The organism is Planctobacterium sp. R6 (assembly GCF_055755215.1).
Genome location: NZ_JBVTQY010000022.1, coordinates 1 through 16,273, shown reverse-complemented (window position 1 = coordinate 16,273; position 16,273 = coordinate 1). Strand labels below are relative to the sequence as shown.

General features: G+C 46.4%; 21 protein-coding genes. 10 read left to right on the top strand and 11 right to left on the bottom strand.

Features of this window, described 5'->3' with window-relative positions:
• Nucleotides 1-6 precede the first annotated feature (6 nt).
• The 3 genes from AC0J20_RS14200 to AC0J20_RS14190 form a co-directional block, all read right to left on the bottom strand.
• Complete coding sequence (locus AC0J20_RS14200; protein ID WP_473022161.1) at nucleotides 7-1,092, bottom strand: trypsin-like peptidase domain-containing protein; 1,086 nt, start codon at nucleotides 1,090-1,092, stop codon at nucleotides 7-9.
• 111 nt (nucleotides 1,093-1,203) lie between these two features.
• The gene (locus AC0J20_RS14195) at nucleotides 1,204-2,577 is read right to left on the bottom strand and encodes a DegQ family serine endoprotease (protein WP_473022160.1); all 1,374 of its coding nucleotides are present in this window, start codon (nucleotides 2,575-2,577) and stop codon (nucleotides 1,204-1,206) included.
• A gap of 73 nt (nucleotides 2,578-2,650) precedes the next feature.
• Complete coding sequence (locus tag AC0J20_RS14190; RefSeq protein WP_473022159.1) at nucleotides 2,651-3,082, bottom strand: ZapG family protein; 432 nt, start codon at nucleotides 3,080-3,082, stop codon at nucleotides 2,651-2,653.
• Between the two features lie 207 nt (nucleotides 3,083-3,289).
• Between AC0J20_RS14190 and zapE the strand changes: the two genes are divergently transcribed.
• The 9 genes from zapE (at nucleotide 3,290) to AC0J20_RS14145 (ending at nucleotide 10,068) form a co-directional block, all read left to right on the top strand.
• Nucleotides 3,290-4,387, top strand: coding sequence for a cell division protein ZapE (gene zapE / locus AC0J20_RS14185; protein WP_324255604.1), 1,098 nt, complete (start codon nucleotides 3,290-3,292; stop codon nucleotides 4,385-4,387).
• 304 nt (nucleotides 4,388-4,691) lie between these two features.
• On the top strand, nucleotides 4,692-5,120 hold the full coding sequence (rplM, locus tag AC0J20_RS14180; protein ID WP_229528132.1) for a 50S ribosomal protein L13: 429 nt from the start codon (nucleotides 4,692-4,694) through the stop codon (nucleotides 5,118-5,120).
• Nucleotides 5,121-5,132: 12 nt separating this feature from the next.
• Nucleotides 5,133-5,525 (top strand): 30S ribosomal protein S9, encoded by a 393-nt coding sequence (rpsI, locus tag AC0J20_RS14175; protein WP_229528133.1) that lies wholly within the window; start codon nucleotides 5,133-5,135, stop codon nucleotides 5,523-5,525.
• A 283-nt stretch (nucleotides 5,526-5,808) separates the two neighbouring features.
• A complete protein-coding gene (petA, locus tag AC0J20_RS14170; RefSeq protein WP_229528134.1) occupies nucleotides 5,809-6,402 on the top strand; it encodes a ubiquinol-cytochrome c reductase iron-sulfur subunit in 594 nt (197 codons plus the stop codon).
• A 1-nt stretch (nucleotide 6,403) separates the two neighbouring features.
• On the top strand, nucleotides 6,404-7,672 hold the full coding sequence (locus tag AC0J20_RS14165) for a cytochrome b (protein ID WP_473022158.1): 1,269 nt from the start codon (nucleotides 6,404-6,406) through the stop codon (nucleotides 7,670-7,672).
• Nucleotides 7,672-8,418: a cytochrome c1 gene (locus AC0J20_RS14160; protein ID WP_229528136.1), complete on the top strand. Its 747-nt coding sequence runs from the start codon at nucleotides 7,672-7,674 to the stop codon at nucleotides 8,416-8,418. Before AC0J20_RS14165 ends, AC0J20_RS14160 begins: the two co-directional genes overlap by 1 nt.
• A gap of 138 nt (nucleotides 8,419-8,556) precedes the next feature.
• On the top strand, nucleotides 8,557-9,189 hold the full coding sequence (gene sspA, locus AC0J20_RS14155; protein ID WP_229528137.1) for a stringent starvation protein SspA: 633 nt from the start codon (nucleotides 8,557-8,559) through the stop codon (nucleotides 9,187-9,189).
• Between the two features lie 27 nt (nucleotides 9,190-9,216).
• Nucleotides 9,217-9,663: a ClpXP protease specificity-enhancing factor gene (locus tag AC0J20_RS14150; protein ID WP_229528138.1), complete on the top strand. Its 447-nt coding sequence runs from the start codon at nucleotides 9,217-9,219 to the stop codon at nucleotides 9,661-9,663.
• 57 nt (nucleotides 9,664-9,720) lie between these two features.
• The gene (locus tag AC0J20_RS14145) at nucleotides 9,721-10,068 is read left to right on the top strand and encodes a hypothetical protein (RefSeq protein WP_229528139.1); all 348 of its coding nucleotides are present in this window, start codon (nucleotides 9,721-9,723) and stop codon (nucleotides 10,066-10,068) included.
• 207 nt (nucleotides 10,069-10,275) lie between these two features.
• On the opposite strand, the gene AC0J20_RS14140 is transcribed toward AC0J20_RS14145, so the two are convergent.
• The 7 genes from AC0J20_RS14140 to AC0J20_RS14110 all read right to left on the bottom strand — a co-directional run bounded on the left by AC0J20_RS14140 (nucleotide 10,276) and on the right by AC0J20_RS14110 (nucleotide 15,084).
• Nucleotides 10,276-10,572, bottom strand: a complete 297-nt coding sequence (locus AC0J20_RS14140) for a hypothetical protein (RefSeq protein WP_473022157.1) — start codon at nucleotides 10,570-10,572, stop codon at nucleotides 10,276-10,278.
• Nucleotides 10,565-10,795 carry a type II toxin-antitoxin system CcdA family antitoxin gene (locus AC0J20_RS14135; RefSeq protein ID WP_473022156.1) on the bottom strand — a complete coding sequence of 77 codons (231 nt, stop codon included), beginning with the start codon at nucleotides 10,793-10,795 and terminating at the stop codon, nucleotides 10,565-10,567. The genes AC0J20_RS14140 and AC0J20_RS14135 overlap by 8 nt, the downstream gene beginning before the upstream one ends.
• Before the next feature lie 296 nt (nucleotides 10,796-11,091).
• Nucleotides 11,092-11,496 (bottom strand): hypothetical protein, encoded by a 405-nt coding sequence (locus tag AC0J20_RS14130; RefSeq protein ID WP_473022155.1) that lies wholly within the window; start codon nucleotides 11,494-11,496, stop codon nucleotides 11,092-11,094.
• 252 nt (nucleotides 11,497-11,748) lie between these two features.
• Nucleotides 11,749-12,315, bottom strand: a complete 567-nt coding sequence (locus tag AC0J20_RS14125) for a BON domain-containing protein (protein WP_229528148.1) — start codon at nucleotides 12,313-12,315, stop codon at nucleotides 11,749-11,751.
• Nucleotides 12,316-12,336: 21 nt separating this feature from the next.
• On the bottom strand, nucleotides 12,337-12,930 hold the full coding sequence (locus AC0J20_RS14120) for a phosphoheptose isomerase (protein ID WP_229528149.1): 594 nt from the start codon (nucleotides 12,928-12,930) through the stop codon (nucleotides 12,337-12,339).
• A 14-nt stretch (nucleotides 12,931-12,944) separates the two neighbouring features.
• Entirely contained in the window at nucleotides 12,945-13,301 is a 357-nt protein-coding gene (locus AC0J20_RS14115; protein ID WP_229528884.1) for a YraN family protein, read from the bottom strand.
• Nucleotides 13,294-15,084 (bottom strand): penicillin-binding protein activator, encoded by a 1,791-nt coding sequence (locus tag AC0J20_RS14110; protein WP_473022154.1) that lies wholly within the window; start codon nucleotides 15,082-15,084, stop codon nucleotides 13,294-13,296. The genes AC0J20_RS14115 and AC0J20_RS14110 overlap by 8 nt, the downstream gene beginning before the upstream one ends.
• 67 nt (nucleotides 15,085-15,151) lie before the next feature.
• On the opposite strand from AC0J20_RS14110, the gene rsmI reads away from it, so the two are divergent.
• On the top strand, nucleotides 15,152-15,988 hold the full coding sequence (gene rsmI, locus AC0J20_RS14105) for a 16S rRNA (cytidine(1402)-2'-O)-methyltransferase (RefSeq protein WP_473022153.1): 837 nt from the start codon (nucleotides 15,152-15,154) through the stop codon (nucleotides 15,986-15,988).
• 2 nt (nucleotides 15,989-15,990) lie between these two features.
• Here the strand turns inward: rsmI and AC0J20_RS14100 are convergent, their stop codons facing one another.
• Nucleotides 15,991-16,212 (bottom strand): hypothetical protein, encoded by a 222-nt coding sequence (locus AC0J20_RS14100; RefSeq protein ID WP_473022152.1) that lies wholly within the window; start codon nucleotides 16,210-16,212, stop codon nucleotides 15,991-15,993.
• Between the last annotated feature and the right edge of the window lie 61 nt (nucleotides 16,213-16,273).

Here is a 16,273-nt window from a genome sequence, read left to right as displayed (position 1 = left end):
CCAGTACTAACCGGCCCGCAATACGCTGTCTAAGTCGCCAATGACGACCGGTAAAACGATGGTTTCACCACCGCGTTTTACTTCAAAGTCCAGGGTGGTTCCCGGTAGGGTATTGGCCACAATGGACTGCACTTCCAGGGCGCTGTTGATTGTAGCGCCATTGACACTGATCAATACATCACTCACCTGAATACCGGCTCTGGATGCCGGGCTGCGGTTTTCCACGCCGATAATAATCACCCCGGCAATCTCGTGATCACTGCCTTGCAGACCTGCATAACCCCGGATAACGCGGCCTTTGCTGATAATGTCACGCATCACCTTTTGAGCCATTTGAGACGGTACCGCAAAAAATACACCGGGCACGTCTTTCGGTTGACCCCCTTCTAAAATCTTGTAATTGGCATTGTTGATGCCTACCAGGTAACCATTGCTGTCTACCAGGGCCCCACCGGAATTACCCTGGTTTAGGGTGGCATCCATCTGAATAAAGTTGCGGTGGCCGCCTATGCCTAACTGGCTCACCTCAGAGCGACCGGTGGCACTGATAATACCCTGGGTGATGGTTTGTCCCAGATTGTAAGGGTTGCCAATGGCTAACACTAAATCACCCACCTGGGTTTTGTTGGATTCTTCCAGTTGCGGAATAACCGGCAGATTATCAGCATTGATTTTCAACACGGCTAAATCGGTGAGGGGATCGGAGCCAATTACCTGGGCTTCATAAATACGGCTTTGTTCAGCCACAATGACTTCAATGGAGTCGGCCCCTGCAATAACATGCAGACAGGTCAATATGTAGCCGTTATCACTCATAATAACGCCGGAACCCAGTGAGGTGCGCTCGACTTCATTGTTGCGAAACAACGCGGAGCGTCGAATGGTTTTCTGACTGTAGATATTAACAACGGCTGGAGCGGAGCGATTTATTGCTTCGGCAAAACTCACCTTTTTAGGCATATCTCCGGGAAAGATATTGCTCATCTGTAGCTGGTTGCCATTGCGTAATTGTGGGATCAGTAGCAATAAAATTATCGATACAGCAATACCCAGTAAGATGGATTTAATGATAAAGAAAATTGAGTTTTTCAAGCTAACCCCCGCGATTGTAGCGGGGCCTAGAATAGCATTGATTCAGTTTGAATCAATATGGGAAGCACTTGAGCAGTGCATTTAGCACTGCTCAGCGATGCTGATGTTGTGTTAGCGAATGACCACGTACAGGGATGATTCACCACGACGCACATTCAGGGCCAGAACCCCTCTTTCAAAATCGTTCAGGTAGCGGCGCAAATCTGCTACGTTGGTGATGCGATTGCGGTTTATACCGACAATAATATCGCCCTGTTCCAGACCTAAACGGTTTGCGTAGGAGCGCGGTTCAACTTCTGTGACTTCGACACCTGCTTCACCATCTTCCGTGGTACCATCGGCAAAGGTCGCGCCCTGGAATGCCGGGTGAATGTCCTGTGCCGCGACATTGGATTCGGTAGAGTCATCCAGGGTTACCGAAATGTCCATTTCTTTGCCTTCGCGGATCACCCCAATTTCAACAGTCGCCCCGGCGCCGAGTGTCGCGATTTTAGCGCGTAATTCGCTGAAGCTGGATACCGAGCGACCATTCAGGGAAACAATCACGTCACCGGCTTTCAGGCCACCTTTGTCTGCGGCTGAATCCGGGGATACCTGGCTGACATAAGCCCCTTTGCTGACGCTTAAGTCCATTGCCTCAGCGAGACCAGAGTCAACATTGCCGCCCGTAATACCCAGCAATCCGCGACGTACTTCACCAAACTGGATCAGTTGATCTACTAAGCTTTTCATCATATTGCTGGGAATGGCAAATCCGATGCCCACGTTACCGCCGGTAGGGGCAACAATGGCAGTATTGATACCCACCAGTTGGCCTTTCAGATTCACCAGAGCACCACCGGAATTTCCGCGATTAATCGCGGCATCAGTCTGAATATAGTTTTCCAGGGCATTGATCCCCAGTGCCGAAGAACGGCTTAAAGCACTGACGATACCGGATGTTACTGTTTGCCCGATACCAAAGGGGTTGCCAATGGCCACAACAAAATCGCCAACCCGCAGCTCATCCGAGTCTGCCAGTTTGATATCAATCAGTTTGTCGGCTTCTACTTTTAACAAAGCGATATCTGAGTCTTTGTCTTCACCGAGCTTTTTGGCTTCCAGTTCGCGACCGTCACTCAATAACACGGTGATTTCGTCGGCATTGTCGACGACATGAGCATTGGTAACGATGTAACCATTTTCAGCATCAATAATGACACCACTGCCAAGACCGGTGAACGGTTTTTCCTGCACCTGTTCTCTGGGGGAGTTAGGGCCATAAAAATAACGGAACAAATCAGGTACCCGTTGGCGAATTTTTTGTGTGCCTTCAACAGATATGCTGACCACAGCGGGGGTGGTTTTTTCCAACATGGGTGCCAGTGTCGGCACGTCATTGTCACCACCTAAAAAGGGCAGGGCAGCCTGGCTGGCTGAGGATAGTCCCACCACTAAACTTAGGCATATGATTCGAGTCCAGGCGGACCAAATGCGCATTTTCATTGTTTCATTTTCTCCGATGATATAACTCTCATAAAGACCTGAGTGACGCGCCTAAGTTCCTAAACCCTTGCTGTTAAGATGTTTCAGAATGTTTTTTTGCGTCACCCGCGAACAGGCCAGATTGTCCCTCTGAGTAATCCAGAGGCTGATAATCTGTATTCCGTTCTTTTTTGGGTTCTTTCTTCTGGGTTTTCAAGTGCAAAGTGGCTTGCTGATGAAAGTACTCCAGTTGATTCAGTTCTTTGTCGGTGGTGGTTTCATCAATAATTAATCGATAGTGATTTAACTGCTCGGCCAATACTGCGCACTGCTCCTGAATTTTCCCCAGGGCAGACTGCGTTTCGGAAATATGAATGTTGGCTTGCTCGGCAATCAACTGTTTTTCTGATTTTTCTTTGGCTTCTTCATTGGCGTCAGGACGCTTTGGCTCAAAGAGTGTTTTTCCGATAAATACACCGATCCCGATACCGGCAATTAATAATACGATTCCGATTAACCAATCCATAATACACCTCGCTAACAACTCATTTGAGCATAACACAAATTTTAAAATACCAGCGCAATTATGCGGTTGCGGGCGCCTTTCAACAAGACGGACTTCTGCCAACAGCATATAAATTGTGCGTTAATGTGCATTTTTTATTTGTAAGCGCATATAATCAGGCGCCTTTGAACTGAACCACATTATCAGGACTGTCGGAATATGTTGCACATGACGCCGTTGGAAAAGTATCAACAAGATTTGAAATCTGCGGATTTTCAGTATGATTCGGCGCAGGAAAATGCAGTTAAAGAATTACAACGTCTGTATGACGAATTAACTCATCCGAAGCAAAAGAAAACCTGGCGGGTAAAAATTAAAGCGGCCTTCGGCAAAGGCATGAACAAGCCCACGACCCAGGGGATTTACTTTTGGGGCGGGGTTGGGCGAGGTAAAACCTACCTGGTGGATACCTTTTATGACTGCTTGCCTGGTGAACGCAAAATGCGGGTGCATTTTCATCGTTTTATGCACCGGGTACACAGTGAACTGAAAACCCTGGCGGGCAAATCCGATCCACTTAAAATCGTGGCCAAACAGTTTGCCGACGAAACCGACATCATCTGTTTTGACGAATTTTTTGTGTCAGACATAACCGATGCCATGATCCTGGGCACCCTGATGGAAGAATTGTTTGCTCAGGGAATTGTGTTGGTGGCCACCTCCAATATTGAGCCGCAGGGGTTGTACCGCAATGGTCTGCAGCGGGCGCGTTTTTTACCTGCTATCGATCTGATTGAGCAGAATACCCGAATCATCAATGTTGACAGCGGCGTTGACTATCGTCTGCGCACCCTGGAGCAGGCGGAAATTTATCATTATCCGCTGGATGATGATGCAGATAAAAACCTGCATCACTATTTTGGACAACTGGCCCCGGAATCCTGTGAAACTGAGGCGATGCTGAACATTGCCGGGCGACAGGTTCAGGCGGAACGCAATGCCGATGGCGTGGTGATGTTTGAGTTTGATGTATTGTGCGGTGGCCCCCGCAGCCAAACCGATTATATGGAGATAAGCCGTTGTTATCATTCGGTACTGCTGGCCAACGTCAAACAAATGAATCAACAGGTGGATGATATCGCCCGTCGTTTTATCGCTATGGTGGATGAGTTTTATGAGCGCAATGTAAAATTGATTATCTCTGCCGAGGTGGCCATTGACGAACTTTATACTCAGGGGCAGCTTTCATTTGAGTTTAAGCGTTGCATCAGCCGGTTAAAGGAAATGCAATCTCATGATTATCTCGCAACTCAGCATCTGCCTTAGAGGGAAATCATTGCTGGTGTGACTTGTGTCAGGCGGCGCGGGTAGCCGTTAGCACTTTGCTTGCCTGCTCGAAGATAAATGGCATGTTCGCCCAACAGAAGCCCGCTCAGGTGAAAAAAGCTTAAAATTTAAACGTGCTTTTACGATTAAAATCTGTATAATTCGCGCCCTGCCCGTTAATGGCAACAGGGAATGTGCCGAAATTGAACCGACTCGAAGGGGTTTTCCGTTCAATAGCATGGCGACTGTTATCCGGTTTGAGGTAACAGATTTTTTTGAATCAAATCTTTTTGGGTAAAGATTAATGAAAACTTTTGTAGCAACACCAAGCACGATCAAACGTGAGTGGTTCGTGGTAGACGCCACAGACAAAACTTTAGGACGTTTAGCAACTGAGATTGCTCGTCGTCTTCGTGGCAAGCATAAGCCAGAGTATACTCCTCACATGGATACTGGCGATTACATCGTAGTAGTAAATGTTGAGAAGCTGACTGTTACTGGTAACAAAGCTCAAGACAAGATGTATTACTCGCACTCTGGTTATCCAGGCGGCCTGAAAGAGACTAACTTCTCTAAATTACAGGCACACAAGCCAGAAATGATTTTGGAAAAAGCGGTTAAAGGCATGCTGCCCAGAGGTCCTTTGGGTCGTGCAATGTTCCGTAAATTGAAAGTTTACGCTGGTGCTGAGCATAATCATGTTGCTCAACAACCTACAGTGTTAGATATTTAAGGAGCATAGATAATGGCTGTAAATCAATATTATGGTACTGGACGTCGTAAAAGCTCTACTGCACGTGTATTTTTACGTGCGGGCACTGGCAACATCGTAGTTAACAAGCGTCCACTGGATGAATTCTTTGGTCGTGAAACTGCACGTATGGTTGTTCGTCAACCGCTTGAGCTGGTTGAAATGAGCGACAAGTTTGACCTGTACGTTACTGTTAAAGGTGGCGGTATCAGTGGTCAGGCAGGTGCTATCCGTCACGGTATCACTCGTGCATTAATGGAATTCGACGAAACTTTACGTCCTGCATTGCGCAAAGCTGGCTTCGTTACTCGTGACGCTCGTCGCGTTGAACGTAAGAAAGTGGGTCTGCATAAAGCACGTAAGCGTCCACAATTCTCCAAGCGTTAATTTTTCGCTTTTTGTCAAAAACCCGACTTCATGTCGGGTTTTTTGTTTTTTATTGCTACACTTAGGCCGATGTTAGGCCAACCGATATCCCTTCAGGTATTTCACGATAACCTGTAAAAAGCCTGTCAATCGTGACTAATTCGTTGTTTTGACCATGAATTCCTTGTGTTGAGTGTGGTTTTTCTTTTATCATTTTGGCCGACTTGGAAAAGCTTTATATTTACTTACAAATATCTGGCAAGAAAACAATAACTCACTATATCCGACCTCTGGAGTAAAGTGGATGAGCAATGCGCCCGTAGATAATGGCCGGCGTCGATTTCTGACAGTGTCTACCTGTGTGGTAGGTGGTGTTGGTGCAGTCGGAGCTGCCGTTCCTTTTATCGCTTCCTGGAATCCGAGTGCCCGTGCGAAAGCAGCCGGTGCCGATGTGGAAGTAGACATCAGTAAATTAGAACCCGGCCAACTTATGCGAGTTGAATGGCGTTCAAAGCCCGTGTGGATAGTACGTCGCACACAAGAGGTTTTGGATGCGCTGGCGGGTCATGAGGATCAATTACGCGATCCTGAATCCGTAGAACCACAGCAACCTGTGTTCGCCGCAAACCGTCACCGCTCTTTGAAAGAGGAATATCTGGTGTTAGTGGGTGTTTGTACTCACCTGGGTTGTTCACCACAGCATCTGAAAGACGGTGCCTTTGCTGAATATGTGGAAGGTGTTCCTGAGGGCTTCTTCTGCCCGTGCCATGGCTCTAAGTTTGATATGGCTGGTCGTGTTTTCCAAAGCGTACCTGCGCCACTCAACCTGGTGGTACCGCCATATCAGTTTCTGGATGACAACCGGGTATTGATCGGTTCAGAAGCGGAGGTAGCATAATATGTGGAAAAACTTACTCGACTGGATTGAATACCGAATTCCAATGATGCGCGTTGCGAATATGCACGCGATCCAATATCCGGCACCCAAAAATATGAATTTTTGGTATGTGTTTGGTTTTCTTGCCACCATCGTTTTAATTAATCAGATCGTTACAGGTATCTGGTTAACCATGAACTTCGAACCTTCTGCTGAGCGCGCTTTTGCCTCAGTGGAATACATCATGCGTGAAGTCGACTACGGCTGGATGCTGCGTTATATGCACTCCACAGGTGCATCTGCATTCTTTGTGGTGGTGTACATGCACATGTTCCGGGGCATGATTTATGGCTCTTATCAAAAACCGCGAGAGCTGATCTGGCTGTTCGGTATGTTTATCTATCTGGCGTTAATGGCCGAAGCCTTCATGGGTTATGTATTGCCCTGGGGTCAGATGTCCTACTGGGGCGCACAGGTTATCGTATCCCTGTTCGGTGCTATTCCGGTGATTGGTCCTGATCTGGTGATTTGGATTCAGGGGGATTATGTTATCTCCGGTGCCACATTAAACCGTTTCTTCGCCCTGCACGTCATAGCACTACCGCTGGTTATCGTGATTCTGGTATTTCTGCATATCGTGGCCCTGCACGAAGTGGGCTCGAACAACCCGGATGGCATTGATGTTAAAAAGCCAAAAGGCACACTACCGGAAGAAGAGAAAACCGACTTTACCATCCATGAGTACTACACTAATCGCTATGATTACACCAAGGATGTGATTCCGTTCTTCCCTCATATCGTATTGAAAGATATGGTGGCCTTCTGTTTCTTCCTCGCTGCATTTAGTTATGTGATGTTCTTTAATCCGGATATGGGCGGTTACTTCCTTGAGCATCCTAACTTTGAAATTGCTAACCCGCTGAAGACGCCTGAGCATATCTTCCCGGTTTGGTACTTCACGCCTTTCTACGCCATATTGAAAGCGGTACCTGATAAGCTTTTGGGTGTTATCGCTATGTTTGCAGCCATTATCATGTTGGTATTACTGCCCTGGATAGACCGCGGTAAAGTACGTTCATGGCGCTATCGTTGTGGCCTGCACAAATGGAATCTGATTGTGTTTGCGATTGTCTTTATCTTCCTGGGTTATCTGGGCGGTACGCCACAGGAAAACTGGAAGATTACTGCTTCGCAGATTGCGACTGTAATGTACTTTGGCTTCTTTGGTTTGCTGTGGTTATACAGTAAAAATGAAGACACCAAGCCATTACCAGAAAGGGTGACGAAATAATGATTAAGCACATAAAAAATACCCTTATTGCTGCGCTGATTGCTGTTCCATCGATGGTCTTTGCGGCTGGCAGCAACTACCCGCTGGATCACGCAGACTATGATTTAACAGATAAAGCCTCATTGCAAAATGGCGCTAAGTTATTCATGAACTACTGCCTGGGTTGTCACCAGATGCAGTATCAGCGTTACCAACGCACTTTTAACGATTTAGGCATTCCCGAAGAGCTGGGCCAGGAACATTTACAGTTCACGGGTGAGAAAGTGTCTGATTACATTCGTTCTGCAATGCCCACTGAGTCGGCAGCAGAATGGTTCGGTGCGCCGCCTCCGGATTTAACTCTGGTTGCCCGAGTACGCGGTGCAGACTGGTTGTACACTTATCTGAGAACTTTCTATGTTGATGAAAGCCGCCCGTTCGGTGTTAACAACATGGTGTTCCCGGAAGTTGGTATGCCGCATGTATTGCAGGAGTTACAAGGTACACCGTCTAAAACCACCGAAAAGCGTATGGTTGACGGTGAAATGGTGGACCGTTACGTCGGCATCAAAAGCGATGGTACAGGTGAGCTGAGCCCGTCTGAATACGATGCAGCAATGCTGGATCTGGTTAATTTCCTGGTTTACACCGGGGAGCCTATGCAGCTGGAGCGCAAAGCTATTGGTAAATGGGTCCTGGTATTTATTTTGGTACTGTTCGTATTTGTTTACCTGCTGAAGAAAGATTATTGGAGAGAAGTGCATTAATCTTGCTTCAAATCGTGTAGAATAAAAAAGGGGCAACGCTGCCCCTTTTTGTGTTTAGTTTTGAGAGTTAGCGTCTCATAATACTGGCCGCCTAATAAGCCGGGCAGTGAACAGATTGAGTTTTGTGGAGGATAATGAATGGCGGTAGCCACTAACAAACGTTCTATTATGACGTTGTTTTCGGACACCCTGGATATTTACAGTCACCAGGTGCGTATTGTACTTGCGGAAAAAGGTGTTGCGGTTGAAATCGGGTATGCAGATCCTAACAATCTGCCAGAAGATTTATTACAACTGAACCCTTATGGCACGGTACCAACCCTCATCGACAGAGAATTGGTGCTCTATACTGCGCATATCATAATGGAATATCTGGATGAGCGTTTTCCTCACCCGCCATTGATGCCAGTTTACCCGGTATCTCGCGGTCAGAGCCGTCTGATGATGCACCGTATTGAAAATGACTGGTACACCGTAGCGGCAAAGATTATGAAAGGCGAAGGCGACGTTCAGGCGCATCGCAATGAGTTACGCGAGTCTATTTTGGCATTGGCACCACTGTTCGCAGAGCAGCCTTACTTCATGAGTGAAGAATTCAGTCTGGTGGACTGCTATCTTGCTCCGCTGTTGTGGCGTTTGCCGGCATTGGGTATTGAGCTCAATGGCAACGGCAGCCGCGAAGTGAAAAACTACATGAATCGCGTTTTCGAACGTGAATCATTCAAGGCATCCCTGACTGATCAGGAACGTGAAATTCACAATCCACTTTAATGCTTGAATGGTAAAACGACAGTGAATATGACATCAAACCGTCCCTATCTGATACGTGCTTACTACGAATGGATAGTGGATAACAATTTGACGCCTCATCTGGTGGTAGATGCAACTTTTAAAGGTGTGATCGTGCCTGATGAGTACGTCAAAGACGGACAAATCGTACTCAATGTTTCGCCGTCGGCCTGTGGTAATTTACTGATAGGTGATGTGGACATTGAATTTGATGCCCGATTTTCTGGAGTGCCCAGGCACCTAGTGGTGCCTGCAAGTGCAGTGTTGGCTATTTATGCCAGAGAGAATGGTGCCGGCACCATGTTTCCAAGAGAAGAGAAACACGGTCAAACTGACTCCGCCGACACTGAGCTGGATTCATTAAAAAGCGTGCTGGAAGAGGGGGATTCTGACGGTAACGACGATGATCCACCAAAGCCGCCAAGAGGACGGCCCACGTTGAAAGTGGTAAAATAATTATCAAAGGCGCCTGCGGCGCCTTTTATTTTTGCGCTACTGTTGCCGGAGACTCTAATGACCACCCTGAGACGCCTCTTAATGGCCCTGTTGCCGCTGCAATCACTGTTTACCGTTACTGCCCTGCTGACCTTTTTAAGCGTACTCTATGTGCTATTGTTGGCCGGGAATGACTATCAGTCCTGGCTACTGCCTCTGGTTATGCTGTTTGCCTGGAGTGCATCCATTGCCTTTACCTTGCAAGGACACCGTTTCTTACAGGGGGTTAATACCCCCCAGACATTCTGGCAAAAGATAAAGCTTAAGCTGGTAACTGGGCTTGTCAGGCTACTGGAGTTGTTATTTATGCTTACTTGCGCAATATTGCTGTGGCTGAGTGTGAGGGCATTAGGAATGCTGTTTTAGATTTCAGGTCTTTATCTTTATGCCGTCTTGTGTAGCAGTATTGCAAAAAGCAAACTTCAGTGATCTGATGTGATTTTTCTGAGGGGCGAACCCCAAATTTATAGGTCCGGACTTCAGTCCGACAAAAAGTATAACTTCCGTCTCTGCATCCGGGTTAAAACCCGATCTACAGGATTGTCCGTGCATGGGAGTGCTGACACAGGTTAGCTAAAACCCATCAATTAAGAGGTCTATACCTGCTTTGATGGAATTTCTAAGATGAGAAAGCTCTGTATCTTCACGGGTTTTGAGAAGTCGCTTCGACACTGTTGCAATATCCAACAAATCAACAAAGTAGTCATGATTATCTAGTCTGCAAGGTATTTGTAAATCCTTGACCAGGTGTCTGCTTTGTGAAGATTTTATGGGGGCAATTAAGATGCTTTCGACGTCATTAAAAACAGTGTTTGTGAGAACAACCACAAGTGAAGATGAATAAGAACAAACTGCAAATTGCTCAATCATCTAACTGCCCAATCATTTCTGAAAATGTACCTGATCTTTTAATTTCGTCATTGTGTTGAGTGATTGCGTCAGAGTTCTCCGCCAGCCATCTTTCTTTTCGTTTTTTGGCTACGGCTAGCGACAGCGCATTCTCAAAGACTTCTGAAAGTTTAATATCAAGACTTTTGGCTTCATTTAAAAGGTTACGATTGATAGTGGTATTACAAGAGATTTTTTGCCGCATAGGGATATACCAAATTTGACTAACTTAATATAAATTATGCGCACAATAAATGCGCATGGCAAGTGGGTGTTTGGTGCGAACAGTAAACTTCAGTGATCTGATGTGATTTTTCTGAGGGGCGAATCCCAAATTTGTTGGTCCGGACTTCAATCCGACAAAAAGTATAACTTCCGTCTCTGCATCCGGGTTAAAACCCGACCTACTGGATTGTCCGTGCATGGGAGTGCTGACACAGTTTCGCTGAAATCTGAAAATCGCATTTCAGAGAGCATGGCCCATTTGATTTTTTTGCAGGGTTACTTGTAAGACATAACCAGGTCTAAATACTTCACTTCATCGTCTGCGATTTCACCGTCTGCGTCAGATATTTCCTTTGCCAAGGTTTGGGCTTTGGCTACAGCTCCATGCTCAGATATTTCATGTATAAGGTTCGAAAGGTAAGCATATATCTGATCTTCAGACATTCCAGTGATGCCGTTTATATTGGCAATACAACTGGTTTGGTATGACTCTATATTCACAGAAGATTTCCACTCTATGGTTTCTAAGAGTTCATCCATGTAATTTTGCTCTTCCAGAGAAACACGTTGGTCGACTTTATAAAAAAATGTCGCAAGCTCAATCAGTTTTTCACTGGCACTTTGTTCACACTCACTGAGTAGTGATGTGACTTTACTCTTAAAAACATTAAGAATGTTCATTTTCAGCTTCACTTTTTAACAATCTCAATCCATATAAATTTTGCATCTTGCCATGTGACGAATAGAGTACGCCGGCGTTGAGAAGCGGTGAAGTGAATTATTCGGTTGAGGGAAGCGAGAATGTTAAAGCTGACACCCATGTTAAATTTGTAAGGCAACCAACCGGTGTTGTGTTCGATGTGCTTATTTGGCCTTTAGGTCTTATGGACTCAAGTGCCAAAGGCACATGGGGGAAGCAGAGTCCCCCAAAGACTAGTTAATCTCAAAAGCACTAAAAACTTTGGTGACGCCACTGATATTTCTGACCTCATCAATGGCCCTTTGTGCTTCTGCTTCGGTCACTATACCCATTAAAAAGACTTCGGAGTCTTCCACCACCACGTCGATTTTTAATGAATTGACTTGTTTATTAGCCAGTAAACTGGCGCGTACCTTAGACGACAGCCAGACGTCGTGAGCCTGTGTGGAAACCGCCGTTGAGTTGGCGATTCGGATCTGGTTGTGCACGGTGACAATGTCAGCTGCCGCGGCGGCAACACGCTCTGCTTCAGCTTTAATATTGTTGTTTTGTGCTTGCCCTGTGAGCAACACTGCACCATTGTATACGTGCACATTCACATTGGCGTTCTTTTCTATTGCCGGCGTTTCGGAAAGGGCGCTTCTGATCTTCGTGGCATACGTTGTATCGTCAATTTGTGCCCCCAGAGAACGGGGGTCTTCATTGACGGTAATGGTACTCACCGCAGCACCGCCCACCAGCACGGCAGCACAGCCAGACAGCAGCCAAACAGAACCGAGTAGCAACAGAACTTTTTTCATTAATCGCCTCTTTAATTTTGGTTATTCGTCGTGATGAGCAGGAAATAAGCTGTCGTCGATGACTTCACACAAATTGTGGATCACTAATAAATGCACTTCCTGAATTCGTGCTGTACGGTTAGAAGGAACGCGGATCTCTACATCATTGGCACCCAGTAATCCGGCCATTTCACCGCCGTCTTTGCCGGTTAAAGCAATGATTTTCATGTCTCTGCTGACCGCAGCTTCCATCGCCTTAATTACGTTGCGGGAGTTACCACTGGTGGATATTGCCAGCAAAATATCGCCAGGCTGGCCCAGTGCCCGTACCTGTTTAGAAAACACTTCGTCGTAGCTGTAATCATTGGCTATCGAAGTGATAGTAGAAGGATCGGTGGTTAAGGCCATTGCCGGAAGGCTAGGGCGGTCGCGTTCATAGCGATTCAACATTTCGGAAGAAAAGTGCTGGGCATCACCGGCCGAGCCACCATTTCCACAAGACAGGATCTTATTGCCGTTCATCAGGGCCTGTACCAAAATGCCACCGGCGGTCAGGATCACTTCCGGCAGTGTTTCTGCGGCTGCAATTTTAGTTTGAATGGATTCGGTAAAATTTGCTTTTATTTGTTCGATCATTGTTTATGTCTCGTTTATTCGACGCATTGGTACCAATCTACTTTGTCGTCGTTTATCGCCACCAAGTCAATTCTGAAGTTGGTGATTTCAGGATTCAGCCCCTGGCTGCTTAACCAGTGCATTATCGCCTTGTGCAACTTTTTTCGTTTACCAGGCGTATAGAATTCTTCGGCAGTACCAAACTCACTGGAAGCTCTGGATTTTACCTCAACAAAAACCCATTGCTCAGCATGACGGAAAATAAGATCAATTTCTCCCCATTTGCAATGGTAGTTTGCCTCACAAAAAGTTAACCCTTGCTTAATCAGATAGTTGCGGGCCGATTTTTCAGCCCGTATGCCATTGAGTCTGGCCTTCAGGCCGCTAATCACCTTCAAGTAAAATCACTTCTTGTTCAGTAAATTGCGCCGCCTTGATGGTTCGTTCTGTTTGATTGAGGTTGTTGAGCCTGATGGTGCCGGTAAGGCCCTGCCAGGACTGGTTTTCAAACTGCGCTAATAAAGGTAAATAGGGTGCCATATTAAAGGCATCATAACCCATTGCGAAGAGGCGTTGCAGTGCATCGCGACGACCGGGCCAAAGTTTGTCGGTTTGTTTTTGCAACCAGCTATACTGCGCTTCTCCCAACATCCAGGGCATTTCGATAAAGTACAAATTACGCAAATCCCGCAAATCGTTGTTGCTCAGGTTGCGGCTAAAACTTCTGGATGTGGCATACACCGGAATAATTTCTGCGAATGGGCTGGTACTGGCTTCAATTAGTGGATTAATCAACTCTGTCTGGGTGGTATTCGCCAGAATAATAATGGCATCAATATCACGGCGATTGCGTTCGAAAGCATGAAGCTCCGGTCGCAATAAATTGCGAATTTGCGCTACGCGGGCTTTGCTGTCGGTCAGTGCCAATGTGTCATTAACGCCTTGTCTGACGTCGTTGTTATCGACAAAGTCCAGTATCACCGGGGCCTTGAGGTTTTTTTTCAGCCATTCTTCTGAAAAGGCGGATTTCATGCGTTGATAAGTGGCATTTTCCGATGCGATCAGCATGGGTTGCCTGATCCCTTGTAAATGCAGGTTTTGAGCAAGTTGCACCGCTTCATCTTCGGGGGCCAAAGAATAATAATATTGTCCCAATTGTTTATAGGCGTTTTCAGTGCGATTTAAAAACAGTACCGGTAGTCCTTCCGGAATAAGGGCTTGAATTTGATCGATATTCTCTTTCAGCAACGGACCAATTACCAAATCATAGCCAGTAAAATCCAGCTGTGGCGGGTTGTCTGTTGTCCATGACTGAGTGTCAACAAAATCCAGTTGGCGCTCTGCAAAGTTGGAGGAAAAATTGGCAGCCAGAATACCTTCTTTTATTGCTTCACCCTGTGCCTGTCTTGGTCCGGAGAGCGGCAATAATACCAGTACATTCTCAAAGCTGACTTTTGGACGCCCGAGTATCCCGGCGATATCATCAGGTAGCTGTCTGGCAAAAAGGTGGTTGGGAAAGCGACTTTGCCACGCGGAAAACTGCCTGTCGGCCGATTCGTCACTGTGAGTTAGCTGCCGTTGTACAATCAGTAATTGCAACAACGGATTGAGACGACTGATTTCCTTTTGGTGGGTTGCAATTTCCTGGTCTGACAATTTTTGCATTATGGCCCATACCTTAAGCTCATTGGCATAATCGGAAGGCCCACTGATGGCGAGGGAGTTTGCGGCCAGCCACCAGCGCTCTGATGCCAGGTATACCTGATACAACATGTCGTGCTTTTGTTGCATCCAGGGCGAATTATCCGGAATGCTCTCTAACATACTTTCTGTGGCAACATAGTTGCTGGTTTGCAATAAACACTGAGATTGTGTAATTGCCAGTTGTTGCTGTTGTGCGGATGACAGTAATTGCCTGGTTTGCACCAAATGAGCAATATCAATGGCTTTGGTGCAATGTGTTTTTGCCACGGTTTCAACCAATTCGATAAGGTAGCTGGCAGGTGACTCTGACTGCTCAGCAAGGGCCAGCAACGCTTCGGGAGAACGGTTAGTATGACGGGTTTCTGTTGGGGTTGGGCTGGCCTGCACCGATGTGGTTTTCTTCGGTGTACTGCCGCATCCCGCTAATAAAAGCACCAGAAGCAAGAGATTCAAATATTTGTTTTGCAACATAGATAACCACAAAATAGAGCGAATAGTTTAAAATGCAACTTCAGTATTACAACGACAGGCATTTTTGATGGCAACACATGGACAACTTTACATTGTCGCGACACCGATTGGCAATTTAAACGATATTACCCACAGGGCAATCGAAGTGTTGCAAAATGTCGCGATAATCGCTGCCGAAGATACCCGCCATAGCGCCAGACTTTTACAACATTATGCCATTGATACACGCATGATTGCATTGCATGAACACAATGAAGTGCAAAAAAAATCTTGGTTGATTGAACAATTGCAGTCTGGTCTTGATATTGCGTTGATATCTGATGCCGGAACACCCTTAATAAGTGATCCTGGCTATCCGCTGGTTAACGCCTGTCGTGATGCCGGACTCCGGGTAACGCCGATCCCGGGGGCCTGCGCCGTGATCACCGCTTTGTGCGCATCCGGACTACCTACCGATGCCTTTCAGTTTTTAGGTTTTTTACCGGTTAAACATCAGGCCAGAGAAAATGCGTTCAAAGCGGTACAGGGCAGCGCATGTACGTCAATATTTTATGAAGCTCCACGCCGCATAAAAGATACGTTGCTGCACATCAACGAGGTGTTGGAAGCAGACCGTCAACTGGTGATTGCCAAGGAACTCACCAAGAGCTTTGAGCAGTTCTTCAAAGGAACAGCGCAACAGGCGGTAGCCTGGTTAGAAGAAGAGGCTCAACGGGAAAAAGGTGAATTTGTATTGTTGCTGGCACCGGCTAAAAAGCAAGAAGGTGATTTGCCGGCAGAAGCGGTGCAACTAATGCAGGCCTTATTAGCGGAGTTGCCCGCTAAAAAGGCGGCAGCGATTGTTGCAGAGCATTATCACCTTAAGAAAAACGATCTTTACAAATTCAGTCTGAGTCTGAAATAGCGTTAGTTTTTAACTGAGTTGACCTTATTCCACAGGTTTTGAGTCCGGGTGAAAGAGAAAAAATCCTGAGGGTGCCAGCAGCGCGGGATCAGATCAGAATCTTCACCTTCGTTAAAGTCAGACTTGAGTTCCCTCAGAATTTCAATCAGTTTGGCTTTGCTGACTTTTTCCAGCTTTTTGCGGGTTGCCGGGTAAAACAAATTGTTGGTTTCGGCGTTTTTCAAGGTAGTTGTCGCCTAAGCCGTTAAGCTGCTTCTTTTTTGCTCTCCGGATTAAGTTCCACAA

Excerpts from the sequence above, each read along its gene's own strand:
- AC0J20_RS14195 (WP_473022160.1), bottom strand. The coding sequence starts at position 2,577 with ATGAAAATGCGCATTTGGTCCGCCTGGACTCGAATCATATGCCTAAGT.
- rplM (WP_229528132.1), top strand. The coding sequence starts at position 4,692 with ATGAAAACTTTTGTAGCAACACCAAGCACGATCAAACGTGAGTGGTTC.
- AC0J20_RS14160 (WP_229528136.1), top strand. The coding sequence starts at position 7,672 with ATGATTAAGCACATAAAAAATACCCTTATTGCTGCGCTGATTGCTGTT.
- rsmI (WP_473022153.1), top strand. The coding sequence starts at position 15,152 with ATGGCAACACATGGACAACTTTACATTGTCGCGACACCGATTGGCAAT.
- AC0J20_RS14125 (WP_229528148.1), bottom strand. The coding sequence starts at position 12,315 with ATGAAAAAAGTTCTGTTGCTACTCGGTTCTGTTTGGCTGCTGTCTGGC.
- petA (WP_229528134.1), top strand. The coding sequence starts at position 5,809 with ATGAGCAATGCGCCCGTAGATAATGGCCGGCGTCGATTTCTGACAGTG.
- AC0J20_RS14110 (WP_473022154.1), bottom strand. The coding sequence starts at position 15,084 with ATGTTGCAAAACAAATATTTGAATCTCTTGCTTCTGGTGCTTTTATTA.
- AC0J20_RS14150 (WP_229528138.1), top strand. The coding sequence starts at position 9,217 with ATGACATCAAACCGTCCCTATCTGATACGTGCTTACTACGAATGGATA.
- zapE (WP_324255604.1), top strand. The coding sequence starts at position 3,290 with ATGACGCCGTTGGAAAAGTATCAACAAGATTTGAAATCTGCGGATTTT.
- AC0J20_RS14190 (WP_473022159.1), bottom strand. The coding sequence starts at position 3,082 with ATGGATTGGTTAATCGGAATCGTATTATTAATTGCCGGTATCGGGATC.
- rpsI (WP_229528133.1), top strand. The coding sequence starts at position 5,133 with ATGGCTGTAAATCAATATTATGGTACTGGACGTCGTAAAAGCTCTACT.
- AC0J20_RS14145 (WP_229528139.1), top strand. The coding sequence starts at position 9,721 with ATGACCACCCTGAGACGCCTCTTAATGGCCCTGTTGCCGCTGCAATCA.
- AC0J20_RS14165 (WP_473022158.1), top strand. The coding sequence starts at position 6,404 with ATGTGGAAAAACTTACTCGACTGGATTGAATACCGAATTCCAATGATG.
- AC0J20_RS14135 (WP_473022156.1), bottom strand. The coding sequence starts at position 10,795 with ATGCGGCAAAAAATCTCTTGTAATACCACTATCAATCGTAACCTTTTA.
- AC0J20_RS14120 (WP_229528149.1), bottom strand. The coding sequence starts at position 12,930 with ATGATCGAACAAATAAAAGCAAATTTTACCGAATCCATTCAAACTAAA.
- AC0J20_RS14140 (WP_473022157.1), bottom strand. The coding sequence starts at position 10,572 with ATGATTGAGCAATTTGCAGTTTGTTCTTATTCATCTTCACTTGTGGTT.
- AC0J20_RS14130 (WP_473022155.1), bottom strand. The coding sequence starts at position 11,496 with ATGAACATTCTTAATGTTTTTAAGAGTAAAGTCACATCACTACTCAGT.
- sspA (WP_229528137.1), top strand. The coding sequence starts at position 8,557 with ATGGCGGTAGCCACTAACAAACGTTCTATTATGACGTTGTTTTCGGAC.